This is a genomic window from Pseudoalteromonas phenolica (assembly GCF_005886345.1).
In the GTDB taxonomy this organism is placed as follows: domain Bacteria; phylum Pseudomonadota; class Gammaproteobacteria; order Enterobacterales; family Alteromonadaceae; genus Pseudoalteromonas; species Pseudoalteromonas phenolica_A.
Window position 1 is genome coordinate 15,806 of sequence record NZ_PNEC01000023.1, and the last position, 21,898, is coordinate 37,703.

At 42.2% G+C, this 21,898-nt stretch carries 19 protein-coding genes; 16 read left to right on the forward strand and 3 right to left on the reverse strand.

Annotation, left to right across the window (positions count from 1 at the left end):
• Positions 1-138: 138 nt before the first annotated feature.
• Entirely contained in the window at positions 139-2,649 is a 2,511-nt protein-coding gene (locus tag CWB72_RS11385) for an EAL domain-containing protein (protein ID WP_138631480.1), read from the reverse strand.
• Between the two features lie 232 nt (positions 2,650-2,881).
• On the opposite strand from CWB72_RS11385, the gene queA reads away from it, so the two are divergent.
• From queA to CWB72_RS11420, 7 genes are all read left to right on the forward strand, one after another.
• Entirely contained in the window at positions 2,882-3,919 is a 1,038-nt protein-coding gene (gene queA, locus CWB72_RS11390) for a tRNA preQ1(34) S-adenosylmethionine ribosyltransferase-isomerase QueA (protein WP_138631482.1), read from the forward strand.
• 250 nt (positions 3,920-4,169) lie between these two features.
• Positions 4,170-5,294 (forward strand): tRNA guanosine(34) transglycosylase Tgt, encoded by a 1,125-nt coding sequence (tgt, locus tag CWB72_RS11395; protein WP_058028782.1) that lies wholly within the window; start codon positions 4,170-4,172, stop codon positions 5,292-5,294.
• A gap of 29 nt (positions 5,295-5,323) precedes the next feature.
• Positions 5,324-5,662 carry a preprotein translocase subunit YajC gene (gene yajC / locus CWB72_RS11400; protein WP_138631484.1) on the forward strand — a complete coding sequence of 113 codons (339 nt, stop codon included), beginning with the start codon at positions 5,324-5,326 and terminating at the stop codon, positions 5,660-5,662.
• Positions 5,663-5,692: 30 nt separating this feature from the next.
• A complete protein-coding gene (secD, locus tag CWB72_RS11405; RefSeq protein ID WP_138631486.1) occupies positions 5,693-7,552 on the forward strand; it encodes a protein translocase subunit SecD in 1,860 nt (619 codons plus the stop codon).
• 9 nt (positions 7,553-7,561) lie between these two features.
• Positions 7,562-8,506: a protein translocase subunit SecF gene (secF, locus tag CWB72_RS11410; RefSeq protein WP_138631488.1), complete on the forward strand. Its 945-nt coding sequence runs from the start codon at positions 7,562-7,564 to the stop codon at positions 8,504-8,506.
• A gap of 140 nt (positions 8,507-8,646) precedes the next feature.
• Positions 8,647-8,937 (forward strand): hypothetical protein, encoded by a 291-nt coding sequence (locus CWB72_RS11415; RefSeq protein ID WP_138631490.1) that lies wholly within the window; start codon positions 8,647-8,649, stop codon positions 8,935-8,937.
• Between the two features lie 135 nt (positions 8,938-9,072).
• Complete coding sequence (locus tag CWB72_RS11420) at positions 9,073-9,600, forward strand: hypothetical protein (protein ID WP_171037282.1); 528 nt, start codon at positions 9,073-9,075, stop codon at positions 9,598-9,600.
• Positions 9,601-9,716: 116 nt separating this feature from the next.
• Here CWB72_RS11420 and CWB72_RS11425 read toward each other — a convergent pair whose 3' ends face one another.
• Both CWB72_RS11425 and trhP read right to left on the reverse strand, forming a co-directional pair.
• Positions 9,717-9,962, reverse strand: coding sequence for a YfhL family 4Fe-4S dicluster ferredoxin (locus CWB72_RS11425; protein ID WP_138631494.1), 246 nt, complete (start codon positions 9,960-9,962; stop codon positions 9,717-9,719).
• Positions 9,963-9,965: 3 nt separating this feature from the next.
• Complete coding sequence (trhP, locus tag CWB72_RS11430) at positions 9,966-11,324, reverse strand: prephenate-dependent tRNA uridine(34) hydroxylase TrhP (protein WP_138631496.1); 1,359 nt, start codon at positions 11,322-11,324, stop codon at positions 9,966-9,968.
• Between the two features lie 257 nt (positions 11,325-11,581).
• On the opposite strand from trhP, the gene ndk reads away from it, so the two are divergent.
• The 9 genes from ndk to der all read left to right on the forward strand — a co-directional run bounded on the left by ndk (position 11,582) and on the right by der (position 21,871).
• Positions 11,582-12,013, forward strand: a complete 432-nt coding sequence (gene ndk, locus CWB72_RS11435; protein WP_058028790.1) for a nucleoside-diphosphate kinase — start codon at positions 11,582-11,584, stop codon at positions 12,011-12,013.
• A 181-nt stretch (positions 12,014-12,194) separates the two neighbouring features.
• Positions 12,195-13,328, forward strand: coding sequence for a bifunctional tRNA (adenosine(37)-C2)-methyltransferase TrmG/ribosomal RNA large subunit methyltransferase RlmN (locus CWB72_RS11440; RefSeq protein WP_138631498.1), 1,134 nt, complete (start codon positions 12,195-12,197; stop codon positions 13,326-13,328).
• 119 nt (positions 13,329-13,447) lie between these two features.
• A complete protein-coding gene (gene pilW, locus CWB72_RS11445) occupies positions 13,448-15,067 on the forward strand; it encodes a type IV pilus biogenesis/stability protein PilW (protein ID WP_138631500.1) in 1,620 nt (539 codons plus the stop codon).
• A complete protein-coding gene (locus CWB72_RS11450) occupies positions 15,064-15,936 on the forward strand; it encodes a RodZ domain-containing protein (RefSeq protein ID WP_138631502.1) in 873 nt (290 codons plus the stop codon). The genes pilW and CWB72_RS11450 overlap by 4 nt, the downstream gene beginning before the upstream one ends.
• 5 nt (positions 15,937-15,941) lie before the next feature.
• On the forward strand, positions 15,942-17,060 hold the full coding sequence (gene ispG / locus CWB72_RS11455) for a flavodoxin-dependent (E)-4-hydroxy-3-methylbut-2-enyl-diphosphate synthase (protein WP_138566842.1): 1,119 nt from the start codon (positions 15,942-15,944) through the stop codon (positions 17,058-17,060).
• Positions 17,061-17,220: 160 nt separating this feature from the next.
• Positions 17,221-18,498, forward strand: a complete 1,278-nt coding sequence (hisS, locus tag CWB72_RS11460; RefSeq protein WP_138631504.1) for a histidine--tRNA ligase — start codon at positions 17,221-17,223, stop codon at positions 18,496-18,498.
• Positions 18,499-18,507: 9 nt separating this feature from the next.
• Positions 18,508-19,128: a YfgM family protein gene (locus CWB72_RS11465; RefSeq protein ID WP_138631506.1), complete on the forward strand. Its 621-nt coding sequence runs from the start codon at positions 18,508-18,510 to the stop codon at positions 19,126-19,128.
• 11 nt (positions 19,129-19,139) lie between these two features.
• Positions 19,140-20,315: an outer membrane protein assembly factor BamB gene (bamB, locus tag CWB72_RS11470; RefSeq protein WP_138631508.1), complete on the forward strand. Its 1,176-nt coding sequence runs from the start codon at positions 19,140-19,142 to the stop codon at positions 20,313-20,315.
• Positions 20,316-20,389: 74 nt separating this feature from the next.
• The gene (gene der / locus CWB72_RS11475) at positions 20,390-21,871 is read left to right on the forward strand and encodes a ribosome biogenesis GTPase Der (RefSeq protein WP_138631510.1); all 1,482 of its coding nucleotides are present in this window, start codon (positions 20,390-20,392) and stop codon (positions 21,869-21,871) included.
• Positions 21,872-21,898: the final 27 nt, after the last annotated feature.

Here is a 21,898-nt window from a genome sequence, read left to right on the forward strand (position 1 = left end):
CCTATTGTGATATTAATCAATCCTTGTGATGTCGTACTATATAGGTGAAAATCTACATATAAGTCGACATCGTTTTTCACACAAGAATAAGTATAGATGAGAAATCGTTAAGTAAAAGTTCAGTTATGTTTAAAATTGTTACGCAACTGTTTTCTCAGGCAAAATAGTTGATATTTCTTTTTTGAGAAGCTCTATAGGCTGCGGCTTTGCAATGAAATAGCCTTGTCCATAATCAATACCAATCTCTTTTAGCGCGTCAAAAATTTCTTTACTTTCAACGTACTCAGCAACAGAGTGCTTATCTAAAGAATGGCTAATATCATTCACTGCTTTTACAAGTGCTAGATCAATCGGATCATTCAGCATATCTCGGACAAACGAGCCATCAATTTTAACATGTTGAGCAGGTAGCTGCTTTAAGTAGCTAAATGTACTGAATCCGGTACCAAAATCATCAATCGAGAAATGGCAGCCCAGTTGATTCAACTTTTTGATCATCGTCTGAGTAGCTGACAAGTTATTGATACTGGCTGATTCTGTGATCTCAAAAATCACTCGGCTCGGGTTTACTTGGTACTGAACTAGGCAATCTTGAATGTGTGGTAATAACCTTTCATCTAAGAATGAGTGAGCTGATAAGTTGATTGCAACTTGGCTCAATTCAGCATGCTCCGACAAAGCTTTAATTGCATGTTTAACAACACATTGATCCATTAAAAATGTGTCATTGAGTAACTCAAGTGCAGGTATAAATTGATTAGGATAAATGAGCTCATCATTGACCCTTAAGCGCAGTAAGGTCTCAAAGTAGGCTATATTTGCGTGCTTAAATGACCAAATTGGTTGGTAATGTAATTCAATTTTCTCATTTTGCAATGCTTGCCTGACGGCATGACCCCACTCTAATCCGCCCTGTAGCGTATTGTTTTCGGCGTCTTCTTTATTGTAGCAGTGTACTAGGTTTCGACCTAAGCTCTTGGCAATATATAAGGCAATATCAGCTTGTTTAAGGCTCTCGTTGGCATCATGATTCTCGCAGGTAATTTGCGTTAACCCTATAGAGCAACTAATGGAAAAGCTGTTTTCTTCAGAATGAAACTCATGCTTATCAATAGCCATACAGATACCTTCAGCAATGATATGCGCATCGAGCAAGCTCACTTCTTTTAAAATAACGGCAAACTCGTCACCACCAATTCTGAATATTAGGTGTTCATCACCTATATTATGACCAAACAGCTGAGCTACTTCTTTTAAAATGATGTCACCTTGCTGGTGCCCTTTAGAATCATTAATAATTTTAAAATGGTCGAGGTCAATATATAGAAGTGCATGTTCAGAGAGTGAGTCTTCACTCATTGTTTTGCACAGAGTCTGTAGTTGCTGGTCAAAGTAATAGCGATTGTGTAACCCTGTTAATGTGTCATGTAAAGCTAAGTGGCGTAATTGTAGTTCCGCCTGCTTACGTTCATGAATATTATCTATGGTTGCTGTGATAGTAACAGCGCTGGTGGTGTTTTTGATCAACTGAAAACGACATTCCACCCATACTGAAGCGCCATTTTTTTGCGTGAGTTGAAGTTCAAGCTGAGCATACTTTTGCTCTGCAGAGCGCACTTTTGCCAGTTGCTTATTTAATTTATGTTGGTCATCTCTATGAATAAACTCGTTGAGAGAAACACCCAGACTGACCTTAATCCCAAATCCAGAAAGGGTTTCCCATGCAGGATTAATGAAACGAATTTTAGATTCGGTATCAAGTTCCATAACAACTGTATTTAAGTGCAGCAAGATACGCTGATGCGCTGAGAAAAGGTCTTTATAACGGCGCTCACTTTGGCTAAGTTGAGATACTTTATCTGCAAACTCAGCATAACTCACCATAAAATCTTCACGGCGTGCAGCATGGTCACAAACTTTATTGAGTATTCGTAAATTATAGGGCGCACGGATAAAATCAGTCACACCCATTAGTAGCAATTGCTCAGCATCATCAGCATCTTTGCTATCAATAATTGTGACAACAGCTTGATTGGGTTCTTGTTCAAGAATGTTGCCAACTAATTGTTTGTTTTCAATATAGTTATTACCAGTGGTATTAAGCAAAACGATGGCAAACCGTTTTTGTAGGAAGATAGAATACGCATCTTGCGGGGTATTCACGACAGTGCACGCGAAGCTAAACTCCAAATGTTCGCAAATCGCTTTAGCTTGAATGGGATCAGGTTCAAGCAGCAGTAGATCTAAGCGGCTGCTTTTTTCTAAATGGGTCGATAGAACATTCGCAAGAAGCTCAGGTAGCTGAGCATGTTTCTCAAACGGTAATACGGCATCAATGCTGTAACTGCGCGCTGTCGTTTCGGCAATACGTTCGCAGTAAATCGGCGGGATGAGTACTATCGGGGTGTTTTTAGGGGTTTTAAGTAACCCAGAACGGATCATTCTAGCAAAGCGCCAACCATCAATTTTACCTACATTCAAACCAGTAATGATAAGGTCAACGCTTTGGCTTTTAAGTAAGTGAATGGCTTCTTGGCTATCAGTACATTCAATAAATTTAAAAACTTCAAGACTATTTAGGGTGTGCTTAATGGTTTCGCGCTCAGACTCACTGGTATTAACAATGAGTAATGAAAGTTGCTTTGCCATATTTTATTTCGCCCCAAGATTGTTATGCATTGTTGACTTGTATTGGTTTAACTCACCGATTTATAGCAATTTATTATTATTAATTATTACTTATGAATGCGGTAATTAGCTGTTTCTAAAAACATTGCTTCGAAGACCTAGGTTAATGCTATTTTAGTGCACTTACAAGCACTTGATTAAGTGTTATAGGAACACTAAACTTGGCCGCTGTTTTATAACTTGAGGTGTTGTCATGCGCGTTGCTGACTTTAGTTTTGAACTTCCTGATGAGTTAATCGCTCGTCATCCTATGGCAGATCGTACTGCGAGCCGACTACTTACCCTCGATGGTAATACAGGCGAGTTAGGTCACAAGATCTTCAAAGATCTCATTGATTTCTTAAACCCGAACGATTTAATGATCTTCAACAATACCAAAGTGATCCCAGCCCGTATGTATGGCCAAAAAAGCACAGGCGGCAAAGTTGAAGTGTTGGTTGAACGTGTTGTAGACGAGCATCGAGTGCTTGCCCATGTCCGTTCAAGCAAGTCACCAAAAGAAGGTGCAACACTAATCTTAGAAGGTAAAGCAGAAGCGACCATGGTAGCCCGTCATGGTGAGTTGTTTGAGCTTGAGTTCAAAGGTGAGCAAACGGTATTAAACATCTTAGATGACATTGGTCATATGCCTTTACCGCCTTATATTGACCGTCCTGATACGGAAGAAGATAAAGCGCGTTATCAAACCGTATACAACGAAAAACCGGGTGCAGTCGCTGCACCAACAGCGGGTTTGCACTTTGATGAGGCATTACTCGAAAAGATCAAAGAAAAAGGCATAGAAACACAGTTTATCACTCTGCATGTAGGTGCGGGTACCTTCCAACCTGTACGTGTTGATTCAGTTGATGAACACGTGATGCATTCTGAGTACATTGAAGTGTCTCAAGAAGTGGTTGATGCCATCAAGAAAACCAAAGCCAATGGCGGTCGAGTGATTGCGGTAGGTACGACATCTGTTCGTTCACTAGAGTCTGCGGCGAAAGCGAGCGAAGGTGAATTACAGCCACTTTATGGCGATACAGACATTTTCATCTACCCAGGTTATGAATTCCAGGTAGTCGATGCCATGATCACTAACTTCCACTTACCAGAATCTACTTTGATCATGTTAGTGAGTGCGTTTGCTGGTCAAGATCATATTATCAAGGCGTATAAAACGGCAGTGACTGAGCAATATCGCTTCTTCAGCTATGGTGATGCCATGTTTATCACCAAACAAGATAAATAATCTTCATTAAGATGACATTATTAAGGCCCTGAAACTCAGGGCCTTGTTGTTTTAAGCTTTTTTCTTAACTCTTAATTTTTATCTCTTATCTCTTATCTCAGTCATCTTTAATTTCTTAGTTTTCGCCCCAATAATTAGAATTCACTGTGTAAACAGGGTAGAATCGGAGGGTTAAAATCAGCTCTAAAAATAAACGCGATGGCGTTTATAGAACGAGTGTTGGACTGTTTTTCCGACTTTTGAGGTAGCTATGAAATTTGAATTAGATCGCACAGATGGCAAAGCCCGTCGCGGCCGTTTGATTTTTGACCGTGGTGTGGTCGAAACCCCTGCATTTATGCCTGTAGGTACATACGGTACTGTTAAAGGCATGACACCAGACGAGTTAAAAGATACAGGTGCACACATCTGTTTAGGTAATACTTTTCATCTAATGCTTCGTCCTGGTACTGAAATCATCAAGCAACATGGTGATCTGCATGACTTTATGAACTGGGATAAACCAATTCTAACTGATTCAGGCGGTTTCCAAGTATTCAGCTTAGGCGCAATGCGTAAAATTTCTGAAGAAGGCGTGATGTTCAAGTCACCTGTAAATGGTGAAAAAATCATGTTATCGCCTGAAAAAGCGATGCAAGTGCAGCGTGATTTAGGTTCAGATATCGTCATGATTTTTGACGAATGTACACCTTACCCCGCAACTGAAAAAGAAGCCCGAGACTCAATGGAGCTTTCACTTCGTTGGGCAAAACGTTCGAAAGAGGGCCATGGTGATAACCCTTCAGCGTTATTCGGTATTATCCAAGGTGGTATGTATCCTGAGCTTCGTGCAGAATCACAAAAAGGCTTAGAAGAAATTGGCTTTGATGGTTATGCACTCGGTGGTTTATCAGTGGGTGAGCCAAAAGAAGACATGATCAATATCCTTGATCACTGTGCTTACAAAATGCCAGAAGACAAGCCACGTTACTTAATGGGCGTTGGTAAACCAGAAGACTTAGTTGAAGCGGTACGTCGTGGTATAGATATGTTTGACTGTGTTATGCCGACACGAAATGCGCGTAATGGTCACTTGTTTATCAGTACGGGTGTTATTAAAATCCGTAACGCAGTTCATAAAACAGATACAGGTCCATTAGATCCTGAGTGTGATTGTCATACATGTAAAAATTACTCTCGTGCTTACTTACACCACTTAGATAAGTGTAATGAAATCTTAGGTGCGCGTTTAAATACCATTCATAACTTACGTTTCTATCAACGTGTAATGGAAGGCCTAAGAAACGCGATTGCCGAAGGCAAACTAGACGAATTCGTAGAAGATTTTTACGCTAAACGTGGCCTACCAGTGCCGCCATTAGCTGAAACAGAATAATATAAATTTAAAATATAAGAGGAAGTGTTATGAGTTTATTTATCTCGACTGCGCATGCAAGTGCTGCGGCGCCTGCACCTGCAGGCGGTGGCATGGAAATGCTTATCATGCTTGGTGTATTTGGTTTGGTATTTTATTTCTTAATCTACCGTCCGCAAGCTAAGCGTGTAAAAGAGCACAAAGACCTAATGGGCGCATTAGGTAAAGGTGACGAAGTACTAACGCAAGGTGGTTTAGTAGGTAAAATCACTAAAGTTGCTGATGACAAAGACTTTGTCGTTATTGCTTTAAATGACCAAACTGAAGTCACAGTACAAAAATCATCAGTATCAGCTGTGTTGCCTAAAGGCACAATGAAATCGCTGTAATCTAAAAACAAAAATAAAAAGGTAAAGCCTGTGTTAAACAAGTATCCAATGTGGAAGTATTTACTTGTTCTGGCTGTATTAGCGATTGGTATTTTATATGCCACACCAAACCTGTATGGTCGTGATCCGGCCATACAGGTTTCTGGTACTAAAGGTGCCAGCGCTGATCTAAGCGTGCTAGACAAAGTAAATGAGACTCTAAAAGAGAACAACATCACAGTTAAATCTTCAGCATTAGAAAACGATCAAGTATTGGTACGTTTTACGAATGTTGAAGAGCAGTTAAAAGCGCAAGATATTTTGCGTGACAGCCTATCTGAAGACTACATTTCAGCAATTAATATGAGCCCTGCACAACCTGATTGGTTGAAAGACATTGGCGGTAACCCAATGAAGCTTGGCCTAGATTTAAGTGGTGGTGTTCACTTCACAATGGAAGTCGATATGGTCACAGCGATGGACAATGCGCTAGAAACCATGGAGCAAGATTTCAAGAGTGACTTACGTGGTGAGAAACTTCGTTATCGTTCAATACGCCGTGTGTCGGGTGCTGAACGCGTACAAGTGATCATGCGTAATGATGATGACAAAGATGCGGCTGAGCGCTTCTTAAAACAGCGTTACCCACTATATAACTTTGTTGATGATAGCAGCAACAGCTTGGCATTCTTTGCGAGCTTGAGCGATCAGAAATTTAAAGAGATCCGCGCTTACGCAATCAAACAGAATGAAACCATCATTCGTAACCGTATTAACCAATTAGGTGTTGCTGAACCAAATGTACAACAGCAAGGTGCTGAACGTATTATCGTGCAACTACCAGGTGTTCAAGACACTGCTCGTGCTAAAGAAATTTTAGGTGCAACGGCAACGCTTGAGTTCCGTGAAGTAGATGAAAACGCGGATGTGCGCTCTGCTGCACAGGGCCGTGTTCCACCTGGCACTGAAGTGATCATGCACAAAGATGGCTACCCAGTAGTACTGAAGAAACGTGTTATTTTAGGCGGCTCTCACATTACTGGTGCACAATCGGGTATAGACGAATACTCACGCCCTCAAGTGAGCATCAACCTTGATAGCAAAGGTGGTGCTAAAATGAGTGCCTTCACTAAACGTGCTGTTGGTAAGCGTATGGCGACAGTCTTTATTGAATACAAGCCATCGGGTAAGAAAGATGAAAACGGGAAAGCGCTTCCGCCAATTAAGGTTGAAGAAGTGATTAACGTTGCAACCATTCAAGCTCGTCTGAACAACTCATTCCGTATTACAGGTATTGATAACCCAGCTGAAGCCCATAACCTGAGCTTATTACTTCGTGCTGGTGCCTTAGTTGCGCCAATTCAAATCGTTGAAGAGCGTACAGTAGGTCCAAGCCTAGGTCAGGAAAACATCGAAGCGGGTATGACAGCTGTGGTACTTGGTTTTGCATTTGTACTGGCATTTATGTTGTTGTACTACAAAGGCTTTGGTCTGGTATCTAACATTGCACTTGCTTCTAACCTAGTACTTATTGTTGGTGTTATGTCGATGATCCCAGGTGCCACTCTGACATTACCAGGTATTGCCGGTATCGTACTAACGGTAGGTATGGCGGTAGATGCGAACGTACTTATCTTTGAGCGTATTCGTGAAGAATTAGCCGACGGTCGTAGCCCTCAGCAAGCAGTTCACCAAGGTTATGACAGTGCATTTAGCACCATTTTCGATGCCAACATCACTACACTGATTGCAGCCGTTATCTTATTTGCGGTTGGTACAGGTCCAATTGCGGGCTTTGCTGTAACACTTGCAATCGGTATCATCACGTCGATGTTTACGGCCATTGTCGGTACGCGTGCTGTGATCAATTTAGTGATCGGTGGCAAGCGCATTAATAAGCTTTCAATCTAGGAGACGGATATGCAGTTATTAAAATTAAATGACACCATCCGCTTTATGTCAGCGCGCAAGCTTACCATGGCGCTTTCTGCGTTATTGATCTTGGCATCAATTGCGTCTATGGCAATCCGTGGATTGAACTTTGGCTTAGACTTTACTGGTGGTACTGCGGTTGAAGTTGGCTTTTCACAGCCAGCTGATCTGGCAAAAATCCGCTCTGTCTTAGCTGAAAATGGTTTTGCTGATGCGTCAGTACAGTTATTTGGTTCGAGCCAAGATGTACTGGTTCGTTTAGCGCCTCGCGGCAGCGATGTTAAAGCAGAGACAATTGGTAACCAACTAATTGCGGCGCTTAAGCAAGCGGATAGCAGTGTAGAAATGCGTCGTATTGAGTTTGTAGGCCCAAGTGTGGGTGAAGACTTAAAAGAGCAGGGTGGCTTAGCCATGCTAACCGCGCTTATCTGTATCTTGATGTATGTTGCATTTCGATTTGAATATCGTTTTGCCATCGGTGCGGTAGCGGCACTTTTCCATGATGTGATCATCACTATGGGTCTTTTCTCATTATTAGACCTAGAATTTGATCTGACGATCCTTGCAGCAATCTTAGCGGTTATCGGTTACTCACTGAATGACACCATTGTTGTATCTGACCGTATTCGTGAGAACTTCCGTAAAGTGCGTATTGATGACACCATTGAAATTATCAATATCTCACTCACGCAAACACTAAATCGTACGTTAGTTACATCAATTACGACTATTTTAGTATTGATTGCGCTATTCGTATGGGGCGGCCAGACCATTCATGGTTTCGCAACTGCGCTACTATTTGGTGTGTTCATTGGTACTTACTCTTCTGTTTATGTTGCAAGCTCGGTTGCTGTTGCTATGGGTGTAAGCAAAGAAGATTTAATACCGGTAGAAGTTGAAAAAGAAGGTGCGGACTTAGACGCCATGCCTTAAGAAAACCAATGTTTTCTTTAAAAAAACCGCATATGCAAATATGCGGTTTTTTATTGTCTGAAAAGCAACTTTTGAACCTTTCCTTTGTAATTGCATCAAATCAGTTATAATCAAGAAAAGTATTTAAAATAGGTAAATTTATGAAAAGCTTATTGATTGCAGTATTACCTTTGGCCTTTGTCTTATCAGGTTGTAAGGTAAACGAAGGTGAAGCATACGAAAAAGATAAAGCACCTGAAGAACGCGCTGAGTATGTAGGCACAGAAGGGCTTGCTCAGGCACAAAAAGATAAACTATATTTGATGGATAAAGAACTTAGAGACAAGTGTAACGATGCGAAGATCAGTTACGCGGTGGCGAAATCAAATAACAATGAGAAAGAAGCGCAAGCGCAAAAAGCCATTATGGCCAATACCTGTAAGGGTAAGTAAGCTATCTAAAAGTTATCTAAATTCTCGGAATTTAGAAGAATAAAGAAAACCTCATAATTTTATGACAATGATATTTCATTCTTTTCTTTAAAGAGTATAATGAGAATTGTTTTCAATAATAATTACGAGGTTCTCATGAAATCTAGGTTGGCAATTTTACTTACAAGTCTTGCACTAACAGCATGTTCAGAGCAGGTTGAGCAACAAACACAAACAACTGAAGCTGCACCAGCTAAAGTAACCAACTTAGACACCTACAAGCAACAAGCACAAAGCTTACTTGGTGAGATCAGAGCCAACGAAGCGTCTCAAAAACTAGAGCAAAGCTCACAGCAACTTGTTGCGACCTCTCGTCAATTATTAGCTGAATTCACCGCTAAATACCCAGCATGTGACAGCTACCTTTCGGCATTAGACAAAGCTGCAGACGTTATTCCTACATTGCCATTAGAAGAAATTGAATCTGGTTACCACAAAGATGGCAAGTTACCTAAATACGATTCACCTGTGTGCTACCACGCAAAAGATTTATTGGTTCACCCTGCAACTGTGCAAGCAATGGCCTCACAAGGTATGCAGTTTGAATCGGCCTATGAAGATGCTGAACTTGAAATTGTTGAAGTGATTGCGCATTTCGATCAAGTTGAAAAAGCACTTCGCTAATTTATTACTTAGTTATAATTTATCGAAGAAATAAAAATGGCGTCCATTGGGCGCCATTTTTATTTTCAGAAAGCTAATATTTCCTTTCTTGAATTACCTATTTTGATTTAATTGCCTTAACCAGTAAGACGTAAAAACTTCTCAGCTAAGGCATCTAAATCTTCTTTGTGATTGGGGTCGGGCTTTATGCAATCGATCGGGCAAACACTTACGCACGTGGGGGTGTCATAATGGCCTACACACTCAGTGCATTTATTTGGATCAATCTCATAAATTTTCTTACCTATATAAATGGCCTCATTCGGACATTCAGGATCGCACATATCACAGTTGATGCACTTTGAATTGATCAACAGCGCCATGATTTAGGCCTTTTTAAATGGGTTACGCGTATCTTCTTGATCGTTCAGGTTACGCATCAAAATAGCGTGATCTAAATCGATATTTTCAGGCAATGGAATTTTTACAATGTGACCAGAGCCTTTCGCATCGTCAATTTTCTCGCCTTTTTTGTTTTCCATATGCTCAAGGTTGAAGCTGATGTTGCCTTGAGGTGTCATCAGCTCAAGACTGTGGCCCGTACAGAATTTATTCTTAACATCAATCTCAACCAAGCCATTGTCTAGGCGCCCTAATACTTCACCTACAAATTGCTGTTTGTCAGAAACTGAATGGCCGTATTCATAGTTTTGGTAATCTTGATGAGCGTGGCGCTTTAAGAAACCTTCGGTATAACCTCGGTGTGCTAGGTTTTCAAGAGTGCGCATTAGATTTGGATCAAACGGTTTACCTGCTACCGCGTCATCAATTGCTTTGCGGTAAACTTGTGCAGTGCGAGCCACATAATAGAAAGACTTAGTACGACCTTCGATCTTTAAGCTGTGCACGCCCATTTTTGTCAGCTGATCAACATACTGCACCGCACGTAGGTCTTTAGAGTTCATGATATACGTACCATGTTCGTCTTCAAAGGCTGGCATGTATTCGCCCGGACGACCTTGCTCTTCTAACATGAAAACTTCATTGGTCGGTGCGCCTTCGCCTAGCGTAGGGATCACAGATTGTGGGTCGATTTTGTGCACTACATCGCCGGTTTCAGTTTCCTTGCCTGGCTTAACGTCATATTCCCAACGGCATGCATTGGTACAGGTGCCTTGGTTTGGATCTCGCTTATTGATATAGCCTGATAATAAGCAGCGACCAGAGTAGGCCATGCATAATGCGCCGTGAACAAACACTTCTAACTCGGTTTGTGGGCAAAGCTCGCGAATTTCAGCGATCTCTTCAAGGGATAATTCACGGGATAAAATTACGCGCTCAATCCCTTGTTTTGCCCAAAACTGAACTGACGCATAGTTAACTGCGTTAGCTTGTACTGAAAGGTGGATTGGCATATCAGGCCACTTATCACGCACCAGCATGATTAAACCCGGATCAGACATAATGAGCGCATCGGGCTTCATTGCAATCACAGGCTCGATGTCTTTTAAGTAGGTTTGTACTTTTTTATTGTGTGGCGCGATGTTTGAAACCACATAGAGCTTTTTATTGAGCGCATGAGCCTCGTTAATCCCAAATTCTAAATTGGCTAAATCAAATTCATTGTTACGCACGCGCAAACTGTAACGTGGTTGGCCTGCATACACGGCATCGGCACCATATGCGAATGCATAACGCATATTTTTTAAACTACCTGCAGGGGATAAAAGCTCTGGAACAAACATAGTAAAAACCTCTTACATTGAACTGAGTGCTGGTCAGCTGTTTCGGTCAAAAGTGACGATAAAATTTCAAGTGAAATTAAAAAGCGGCGCAGTATAAAGGTTAATGAAATTGTCATGTTTGACGCAGATCATGGTTTTTCGCTGAAATCTGATCTATTCGAAATTTTTAAAGGATCAAGATCTAGTAGGTTTTTAGCGCTAAAACGCGTATAATTCGCGCCCGTAAATATTCAACAATTATTATTGGAGCTAAAAAGATGGCTTTAGAGCGTACTTTTTCAATCATCAAGCCTGATGCGGTAGCTAAAAACCACATCGGTGCAATCTACAACCGTTTCGAATCTGCTGGTCTTAAGATCGTTGCTTCTAAAATGGTTCACCTTTCTCAAGAGAAAGCTGAAGGTTTCTACGCAGAGCACAAAGAGCGTCCTTTCTTTGGTGCACTAGTTTCTTTCATGACTTCTGGTCCAGTAATGGTTCAGGTTCTTGAAGGTGAAAACGCAGTTCTTAAGAACCGTGAAATCATGGGTGCTACTAACCCTGCTGAAGCATTAGCTGGTACTTTACGTGCTGACTATGCTGACAGCATCGACGAGAACGCGGTACACGGTTCTGACGCACCTGAGTCAGCTGCTCGCGAAATCGCTTACTTCTTCGCTGAAGAAGAAATCTGTCCTCGTACTCGCTAATCGCGGATCGAACAGAGTAAAGAAGGGCTCTCGGGCCCTTTTTTAGTCCTTGCTGCTTTTGCAAAGTCAGCTTATGTAGCTATTTTTGCAAAATCATCAACAATGTTTGAGTGTGTTGGTTGGTTTTTATACAATACGTCGTCTTTTTAATTTCGTACCGTCACTTTATCGAGGTTGCTTCATGGCCACTACAGAGAAAAAAATTAATTTACTTGATTTGAATCGCGAGGGGATGCGTGAATTGTTTGCATCAGTTGGTGAAAAGCCATTCCGCGCTGATCAGGTAATGAAGTGGATTTATCACTTCGGCATCGATAACTTCGACGATATGAGCAACATCAATAAAAAGCTACGTGCTAAGTTACAAGCACAGTGCGAAATTAAAGCGCCTGAAATTTCAGTTAAGCAAGTTGCCAGTGATGGCACCATTAAATATGCGATGATCTTAGAAGGCGGCCAAGAAGTTGAAACAGTTTGGATCCCAGAAAAAGACCGTGCAACACTGTGTGTATCTTCACAGGTAGGGTGTGCGCTTGAATGTACATTCTGTTCAACGGCGCAGCAGGGCTTCAACCGTAACTTAAAAGTATCTGAGATCATCGGTCAGGTATGGCGTGTTGCGACAGATATTGGCTTACATAATGGTGACAGCACTAAGCGTCCAATCACTAACGTTGTTATGATGGGCATGGGTGAGCCATTACTAAACATCAACAATGTCGTTCCTGCGATGGAACTGATGATGGATGACTGGGCGTTTGGTTTATCTAAACGTCGTGTAACACTAAGTACTTCAGGTGTTGTACCTGCGCTTGATATTCTTAAAGAGAAAATTGACGTGGCACTGGCTATTTCTCTTCACGCGCCAACCAATGACTTACGTGATGTGTTAGTACCTATCAATAAAAAGTACCCAATTGAAGAGTTCTTAGCGGCATGTCGTCGTTATATTGATGGATCTAAAGCCAATAAAGACATCACCATCGAATACGTTATGCTGCAAGGTGTAAACGACAGTACAGATCAAGCGCATGAGCTGGTTAAAGTATTAAAAGGTACACCGTCTAAGATAAACTTGATCCCATTCAATCCATTCCCGGGTAATGAGTATGGTCGTTCAAGTAACAGCCGTATCGATCGTTTCTCAAAAGTATTACAGGCCGCTGGTTTAACTTGTATTGTTCGTCGTACACGCGGTGATGACATTGATGCAGCTTGTGGCCAGCTAGTGGGTGACGTAGTTGACCGTACTAAACGTATTATGAAAAAACAGCAGCGCGAAGATAATTCCATTGCTGTGAATGTGAGTAACTAACTTTTAGTAACTGAGTTTAAGTAATTATTTATTGCTGAAGTTATTTACATAAAATAGATGAAAGATAGGGGCTTTTCGGTAATATAGGTCCTTATTATTTCATACTATCAAGGTGATACATGCGTTCTTTTTGGGTGATCCCGTTTGCATTATTGGGCTTAAGTGGTTGTGTAACTGAAACGCACAGCGTGACTAAGAATAGCCCTGTTGTGAATACTGAGGTTAACAACCAAGATGCAGCAAGAACGCGTATTACTTTAGCACTCGAATATCTTAAAGCGGGAAATAACATTCAAGCTAAATTTAATTTAGAACGTGCTGCCAAATTTGCGCCAAACTTACCAGAGGCACATTACACACTTGCTTATTATTATGAGCAGGTTAAAGAATACCAAAAAGCAAAAGCGTCTTATCAAACGGCTCTTAAACTTGTTCCAAATGACCCTAACACACTGAATAACTATGGCACGTTTTTGTGTCGTATCGGTGAGTATGACGAGGCTTCAGAGCAGCTCCATAAAGCCATTGATATGAATGGCTACCTTCGTGTTTCTCAGAGTTATGAAAATCTTGCATTATGTGCAGTGAAGCAAGACAAATTTGATCTTGCTTTAGATTATTTGAACAGTGCAGTTCAGCATGATGGGCAAAGTCAAAGCGCGTTAGTCGCGTTGGCCGGGTTATATTATGCTAAGAGTGATATGCATCAAGCGCTGAGGGTCCTTGAACGTTATACTCAAAATGGTTTTATCTCATCGCGTAGTTTGTTTTTAGAGTACCTATTACATCAAGAGATGGGGCATTTAGAGCAGTCTCAGAAAATAGCCACGACGTTAGTGCAAACCTACCCGCAATCTTACCAAGCGCAAGCGATTATTAAAGAAGACTATGGTAATAGCGAGTTTGGTATTTTGCGTGAGCAGTATCGAAAGGCTAAAGTGGCAGAGATAACAGAACACTCACCACAGCTCTATACTACACAGCCCAAAATAAAAATAACTCGTAAGAAAGCACCGAAACGAGAAAGCAATAATCAAACTGCAGTAAAGCAGCCTACTACTGTAACAAGCATAAGAGGTGTCACTTCAAGTGAAGCGGTGTCATTGCGTGCCGGTTTGCAAACAGGCTCAGTGGTTGAAGCGCAAGCTCAATTAAATCAGCCCGCAAGCACGACAGTTACATCTGTAGCCGAAGAGAAAACCCAATTGTCGACTCTAGTTGCAGAAACTCTTGATAATCAAGTTAGGGTGGTGTCTTTTGGTGAACCAAAAGCTGTGCAACCAACTCAAGGTCAAGTGCAGTTCCACCAAACAGATGTAAGTCAGGTTAGGTTCAGAGAAATAAAAGAAAATAATGCCCCAGTTCCTACAGCTAAGCCTTCATCAGCTAATACACCTTTGCTAAATCCAGAAGTGAATTTACCAAATGTGCCAGTGCATACAGTTGGGTTAGGTGAAAACTTATTTAGTTTATCGGTTAAATACAATGTCAAAATGGCGAGTTTGTTAAAATGGAACAAGCTGAAAGAATCAGACCGTTTACAGATTGGTCAACAAGTGTATTTAAATAATCCGCTTACCACCCATATCATAAAAGATGGGGATAGTCTGTATAATATCGCCACCGATTACCAATTGCAGATTGGTGATTTAATGCGATGGAACAAATTAACACCAGACGTTGAACTCGCGGCTGGACATAGTTTACTGATTGTAGATCCGAGTAAATATACTTTATGAATGAAATAAGCCCAGAATCGACTGAGCAACAAGCCTCTTTGGGCCAAGTGCTTGCTAGTGCAAGAAAAGAAGCGAACCTGACCATTGAGGCTGTAGCGGATAGGCTAAAGCTTAGCCCAAAGCAAATCACCAAATTAGAACAAGATGACTATTCTGCTTTAGGGCCTATTACTTTTGTAAAAGGGTATATCAAAGCGTACTGTACCTTGTTGCAATTAGACCAAGCACAAACCTTAGCTTTATTCGAAACACCTGATAGTGTGGCAGACAATAAGGGCATGCAAAGTTTTTCACGTCGCACTGAAAAAGAAGCCAATGATAGCCGCTTGATGTTAGTCAGTTATATCATTTTGGCTATCGTGTTGGGCTCGTCTGGTTTTATGTACTGGCAAACCACATCTAATGAAAGCGATGTCATTGTGCCTGAAGTGCAAAGTATTATGCCGCAAAGCGAGGAACTTGCAGTAAAGAGCGATGATGAAATAGTCACTGAAACTGATGTTGCTACAAGACCTGAGCAACCGTCTGAATCAGTCATCGAAGTGATAGAAACTGACAAACCAGTTTTAGATGTTGTAGAAGCCGAACCAGCACCAGTCGAAGAGATAAACAGTGCACCTGTATTAAATACTATTGTGATGCATTTCAAAGACGACTCTTGGGTAGAGATCTTTGATGCCTCATCAGAGCGTATTGCTTTTGGTGTTAAAAAAGCTGGATACACCATGACAGTGCAGGGCGTTGCACCGTTTTCTGTGGTGTTAGGCCGTCATCAGCAGGTTGATGTAGAGCTAGATGGTCAAACCGTTGATTTATCATCATTGCCACGCAATCGTTCAGCTAAATTTAAATTACCCTTATCAGAGTAACCGTCATGTTTTCAGAATCTCCAATTAAACGTAGAAAATCGACCCGTATTTATGTAGGTGACGTGCCTATTGGTGATGGCGCACCAATTGCCGTGCAGTCAATGACGAACACCAATACTATGGACATCGATGCGACTGTTGCACAGATCCGTGCTATTCAAGATGCGGGAGCGGATATCGTTCGTGTATCAGTGCCAACTATGGATGCAGCCGAGGCTTTCAAAAGCATTAAAGAGCAAGTTGATATTCCACTTGTTACCGACATTCATTTTGACTACCGTATCGCGCTAAAGGTGGCACAGTACGGCGCAGATTGTTTACGTATCAACCCAGGTAACATCGGCAGTGAAGATCGTATTCGTGCCGTGGTAGATGCTGCGGGCGAACGTAATATTCCAATTCGTATCGGTGTAAATGGCGGTTCGTTGGAGCGTGACTTACAAGAAAAGTATGGTGAGCCGACACCTGAAGCTTTACTTGAATCAGCGATGCGTCATGTTGAAATCTTACAGCGTTTGAACTTCGACCAGTTCAAAGTTTCTGTAAAAGCGTCAGATGTATTCTTAGCTGTTGGTGCGTATCGTCTACTGGCAAAAGAAATTGATCAACCCCTTCACCTAGGTATCACAGAAGCGGGCGGCTTCCGCTCTGGCTCAGTAAAATCAGCGGTTGGTTTAGGGATGTTATTAGCCGAAGGCATTGGTGATACCTTGCGTGTATCGTTAGCTGCCGATCCTGTACAAGAGATCAAGGTAGGCTTTGATATCTTAAAGTCGCTGCGTATTCGTTCTCGTGGTATCAACTTTATTGCCTGTCCGAGCTGTTCTCGTCAAGAGTTCGATGTGGTCAACACCATGAACCAACTTGAAGAGCGCCTTGAAGACATCATTGAGCCAATTTCAGTGTCAGTGATTGGCTGTGTTGTAAATGGCCCAGGTGAAGCCTTGGTGAGTGATATTGGCCTTGCTGGTGCGAACCGCCGCTCTGGGTTGTATATCAACGGCGAGCGTCAAAAGATGCGTATTGATAACGATAACATCGTTGAGCAACTTGAAGAGCAGGTGCGCGATTTTGTTGCTAAGAAGCAAGCGCAGCCAGCGATCGACATTAAAATCGTCGAATAATTTTTAAAAATTACCGACAGAGCAAAGAATATCCTGCAGATCTTTTGCTCTGTCGTTTACGTTTTACGCGAGCTGGGTATAATACTTGATTCCTTTACCCGCAATGCGCACTGTGTGTGTGGCACTCGCATTTAGCAAATAGATTGATTTAGGATTTTCAGTGGCAAAACAAATTCAGGCAGTTCGTGGTATGAACGATTGTCTGCCAGGTGATACGCAAGTTTGGCAGAAAGTAGAAGCAGTATTACGTGATACGGTGGCGTCTTATGGTTATCAAGAAATCCGTTTCCCAATTGTTGAATCTACCGACTTATTTAAACGCTCTATTGGTGAAGTTACCGATATCGTTGAAAAAGAAATGTACACCTTTGAAGATCGTAACGGCGATAGCTTAACACTGCGCCCTGAAGGTACTGCAGTGTGTGTACGTGCGGGTAACCAAGGCGGCTTATTGTATAACCAAGAGCAGCGTCTTTGGTACATGGGTCCAATGTTCCGCCACGAGCGTCCACAGAAAGGTCGCTACCGTCAATTCCACCAATTCGGTCTTGAAGCGTTTGGTATTGCGACTGCTGATATCGATGCTGAAGTGATTTTACTTACAGCACGTTTATGGCAAGCATTTGGTATTTCAGATCATGTTCGTTTAGAGCTGAACTCTCTTGGTTCAAATGAAGCGCGAGCAGAATATCGTGATGCACTTGTGGCGTTTTTAGAGCAGCATATTGATAAGTTAGACGAAGATTCTAAGCGTCGTATGTACTCAAATCCACTACGCGTTCTAGACAGCAAAAACCCAGATGTACAGGCTATCTTGGTTGATGCGCCTAAGCTGTCTGAGCACCTAGACGAAGAGTCAAAAGCACATTTTGCAAATTTATGTGAACGTTTAGACGCAGCAGGCGTCGAATATCATGTTAACGAAAAGCTAGTACGAGGCTTAGACTACTACAACCGCACTGTATTTGAGTGGGTAACGGAAAGTCTAGGTGCACAAGGCACTGTATGTGCTGGTGGTCGTTACGACGGTCTAGTTGAACAGCTAGGTGGTAAAGCAACCCCTGCGGTTGGTTTTGCAATGGGTATGGAGCGTTTAGTTTTACTACTCCAAGCGCTAGAAAGCGTAGGTGAAATTCGCCGTAATGCAGACGTGTATGTTGCAGCTATGGGTGATGCCGCAAGTATTCAAGCGCCAGTGATTGCAGAGCAATTAAGAACAGAAGTAGCCGGCCTTCGTGTACAGGTGCACTGTGGTGGCGGTAACTTTAAGAAACAATTAAAACGTGCAGATAAGAGCGACGCGCTAGTTGCGCTAATTTTAGGTGAAAGCGAGCTTGCTGAAGGCAAGGTAACCGTGAAATATCTGCGAGAAGAAAAAGAACAAGTCACAGTGAGCCTGGAAGAGGTAAAAACACTGTTAATAGACTTAGCAGTATAAGAGGACTGTATGGAAATTTACTCAACAGAAGAACAACAAGCAGAAGCAATAAAACGATTTTTCCGTGAAAACGGCGTTTCACTTGCGTTAGGTATCGTCATTGGTCTTGGCGGCTTATACGGTTGGAAATACTATAACCAAAGCGAGATCACATCTGCTGAAGCTGCTTCAAACGCTTACAACGAGTTAGTTGAAAGTGGTGAAGTTCTTTCTAAGTCTGACTCATTCATTACTGAGAATGGCGGTTCAAACTATGCGGCATTAGCGGCATTTGTTGCGGCTAAAGAAGCAGTTGAGAAAGGGGAGTTTGAAACGGCGGTAACTAAACTAACTTGGTTACAAGACAATGTTCAAAACCCAGAACTAAAAGCCACAGCCATCTTACGTTTAGCGCGTGTACAAGCACAGCTTAAACAATATGATGCAGCTCTAAAAACATTATCACAAACAACACCAGAGGCTTTTAAAGCGCAAGTTGCTGAAGTAAAAGGTGATGTTTACCTTGCAAAAGGTGACAAAGACAACGCTCGCTCTGAATATGAAGCTGCGCTTGCTGAGTCAAAAGAAGGTAATAACAGCCTACTACAGATTAAGTTGGACAATTTAGCCACAGCTCAGCCAGCAGCTTAGGAGTAGTTCCGATGAGAAAGCTAAGTATGGCCACATTGGCGTTGTGTATGGCGTCTTTGCTAGGTTGTTCATCGAGCGATGATGAAGAAGAAATTGTTTTACCAGAAATTGTAAACCAATTCGAAACGCAAGTTGATTGGACGAACGGTGTTGGTGATGGCGTAGAGCATTACTTCTCTCGTTTAACGCCAACCATTCATAACGATATTGTTTATGTTGCAGCACGAAACGGTGAAGTTGAGGCTATTTCAGTTGATTCTGGTGATACCGTTTGGGAAGTCGATGTACGAGAAAATGTGAGCTTTTGGCCTTGGGCTGATAACGACAGTGCAAAACTCTCGGGCGGCATTTTACAGGCTTATGGCAAGCTTTATATTGGCTCTGAGCATGGAGAAGTCATCGCACTTGACCGTGAAACAGGTGAGGTAGTTTGGCGTAAAGCGGTGCCTGGTGAAGCATTATCATCTCCATCTGCAGGCGACGGGCTTATCTATGTAAATTTAGGCTCAGGTAAACTACTAGCATTACACCCTGACACGGGTGAAGAACGTTGGCGTCATGAACAAGAAGTACCAGCTCTAACTTTACGAGGCTTAAGTACTCCTGTTAGCGCTAATGGTGGTGTATTATTTGGCGAAGAAAGCGGTAAATTAACCGTACTGATCGCTGAGAATGGCTATACCGCTTGGAGTGCTGAAGTTGCGACTGCAAAAGGCGCTTCTGAGTTTGAGCGTCTGGTTGATGTTGATACTAAACCTATCGTGGTAGGCGCATTTGCTTACGCAATCGCCTATAATGGTAACTTAGCAGCGGTTGATGTGCGCAGTGGTAACGTTATTTGGAAGCGTGAGTACAGTAGCTATCGCGATATAAGCATTGAAGCGAATGTAATATACGTAGTTGACAGTGAAGGCGTTATTTACGCGCTAGATAAGGATTCAGGTATCGAACGCTGGAGTCAGGCTGGACTTCGTGGCTGGTATCTAACAGCACCGGCTGTTGCTGGTAATTATTTAGCTGTAGGCGATCAAGAAGGTAACTTACACTGGTTAGATAAGCAAACTGGTGATTTAGTTTCTCGAGAAAGTTTTGATAGCTCAGGTTTTTATGTTGAGCCTGTTGTAGCTGAAGACAAATTAATTGTGGTAACCCGAGACGGTGAAGTTAGCGCGGTTAAGATCCCGTAACAGTTAGTTTATTCATGCATTTTTTCAAGGCTTCGCATTGCGAAGCCTTTTGTTGTTTATTGATGAGGTAGTCTATGCTTCCGGTGATCGCTCTAGTTGGGCGACCTAATGTGGGTAAATCCACACTTTTTAACCGTTTAACACGCACTCGTGATGCGTTAGTAGCGGACTTTCCTGGCCTAACGCGTGACCGTAAATATGGTCAAGCGAACTATGATGGCTATGAGTTTATCGTTGTTGATACAGGTGGTATCGATGGTAGCGAAGAAGGGATTGAAACCGAAATGGCTGAGCAGTCACTGCTTGCCATTGAAGAAGCGGATATTGTTTTATTCTTAGTAGATGCCCGTGCGGGTATGAATGCAGCCGATCAGGCGATTGCGCAGCATTTACGTAAACAAGAGAAAAAATGCTTTATCGTAGCGAATAAAACCGATGGTATCGATGCTGATTCTCATTGTGCTGAGTTTTATCAATTATCATTGGGTGATGTTCACCAAATTGCAGCAGCGCACGGTCGTGGTGTTACTCAGTTATTAGATCATACTTTACAGCCTGTTATCGCAGAGTTGGCAGGCGAAGCTGAAGAGCTTGAGCAAGATGACGAAAGCTTAGCTGAGCTTTACCTTGAAGGTGAAGATGGCGAGAAGCTGGAAGATGGTAAAACGGGTTTTGAAGATAAGCCGGTTAAACTAGCTATTATTGGTCGTCCTAATGTAGGTAAATCAACGCTTACTAACCGTATTCTAGGTGAAGAGCGTGTGATTGTGTACGATATGCCGGGTACGACCCGTGACTCTGTTTATATCCCGATGACGCGCAACGATAAAGAATATGTCCTGATCGACACTGCTGGTGTACGTAAGCGTAAAAAGGTCAGCGATGTAGTCGAAAAGTTCTCAGTGATCAAAACGCTTAAAGCCATTGAAGATGCCAATGTAGTGTTATTGGTGGTTGATGCGCGCGAAGGTATTTCTGATCAAGACTTAAGCTTATTAGGCTTTACGTTAAACGCGGGTCGTTCACTGGTCATTGCCATCAATAAGTGGGATGGCTTGGACGAGTATGTAAAAGAGCGTATCAAAACTGAGCTAGACCGTCGTTTAGGTTTCATCGATTTTGCCCGTTTACACTTTATCTCAGCACTTCATGGCACAGGTGTAGGTCACTTATTTGAGTCTGTTGACGAAGCCTATGAATCTGCGACTAAGCGTATCAGCACAGCAATGCTACGTCGTATCATGGATATGGCGCAAGCTGATCACCAGCCGCCGCTAGTACGTGGCCGTCGAGTGAAGTTAAAGTATGCGCACGCCGGTGGTTACAACCCGCCACGGATTGTTATTCACGGTAACCAGGTACATGACTTACCTGACAGTTATAAGCGTTACTTAATGAATTACTACCGTAAAGCACTTGGCGTTATGGGTACACCGATTAAGATTGAATTTAAAGAAGGTGATAACCCGTATGCAGGTCGCAGCAACAAGATGACTTTATCGCAAAAGCGTAAGTTACGAGCTTTTTCAAAAGAAAACCGTAACAAAGACAGTTAAAGATTAACTGGTATTATAGACATTAAA

What these genes read in the sequence shown, in the direction of transcription:
- CWB72_RS11385 (WP_138631480.1), bottom strand. Translation starts at nt 2,649, where the DNA reads ATGGCAAAGCAACTTTCATTACTCATTGTTAATACCAGTGAGTCTGAG.
- queA (WP_138631482.1), top strand. Translation starts at nt 2,882, where the DNA reads ATGCGCGTTGCTGACTTTAGTTTTGAACTTCCTGATGAGTTAATCGCT.
- tgt (WP_058028782.1), top strand. Translation starts at nt 4,170, where the DNA reads ATGAAATTTGAATTAGATCGCACAGATGGCAAAGCCCGTCGCGGCCGT.
- yajC (WP_138631484.1), top strand. Translation starts at nt 5,324, where the DNA reads ATGAGTTTATTTATCTCGACTGCGCATGCAAGTGCTGCGGCGCCTGCA.
- secF (WP_138631488.1), top strand. Translation starts at nt 7,562, where the DNA reads ATGCAGTTATTAAAATTAAATGACACCATCCGCTTTATGTCAGCGCGC.
- CWB72_RS11415 (WP_138631490.1), top strand. Translation starts at nt 8,647, where the DNA reads ATGAAAAGCTTATTGATTGCAGTATTACCTTTGGCCTTTGTCTTATCA.
- CWB72_RS11420 (WP_171037282.1), top strand. Translation starts at nt 9,073, where the DNA reads ATGAAATCTAGGTTGGCAATTTTACTTACAAGTCTTGCACTAACAGCA.
- CWB72_RS11425 (WP_138631494.1), bottom strand. Translation starts at nt 9,962, where the DNA reads ATGGCGCTGTTGATCAATTCAAAGTGCATCAACTGTGATATGTGCGAT.
- trhP (WP_138631496.1), bottom strand. Translation starts at nt 11,324, where the DNA reads ATGTTTGTTCCAGAGCTTTTATCCCCTGCAGGTAGTTTAAAAAATATG.
- ndk (WP_058028790.1), top strand. Translation starts at nt 11,582, where the DNA reads ATGGCTTTAGAGCGTACTTTTTCAATCATCAAGCCTGATGCGGTAGCT.
- CWB72_RS11440 (WP_138631498.1), top strand. Translation starts at nt 12,195, where the DNA reads ATGGCCACTACAGAGAAAAAAATTAATTTACTTGATTTGAATCGCGAG.
- pilW (WP_138631500.1), top strand. Translation starts at nt 13,448, where the DNA reads ATGCGTTCTTTTTGGGTGATCCCGTTTGCATTATTGGGCTTAAGTGGT.
- CWB72_RS11450 (WP_138631502.1), top strand. Translation starts at nt 15,064, where the DNA reads ATGAATGAAATAAGCCCAGAATCGACTGAGCAACAAGCCTCTTTGGGC.
- ispG (WP_138566842.1), top strand. Translation starts at nt 15,942, where the DNA reads ATGTTTTCAGAATCTCCAATTAAACGTAGAAAATCGACCCGTATTTAT.
- CWB72_RS11465 (WP_138631506.1), top strand. Translation starts at nt 18,508, where the DNA reads ATGGAAATTTACTCAACAGAAGAACAACAAGCAGAAGCAATAAAACGA.
- bamB (WP_138631508.1), top strand. Translation starts at nt 19,140, where the DNA reads ATGAGAAAGCTAAGTATGGCCACATTGGCGTTGTGTATGGCGTCTTTG.
- der (WP_138631510.1), top strand. Translation starts at nt 20,390, where the DNA reads ATGCTTCCGGTGATCGCTCTAGTTGGGCGACCTAATGTGGGTAAATCC.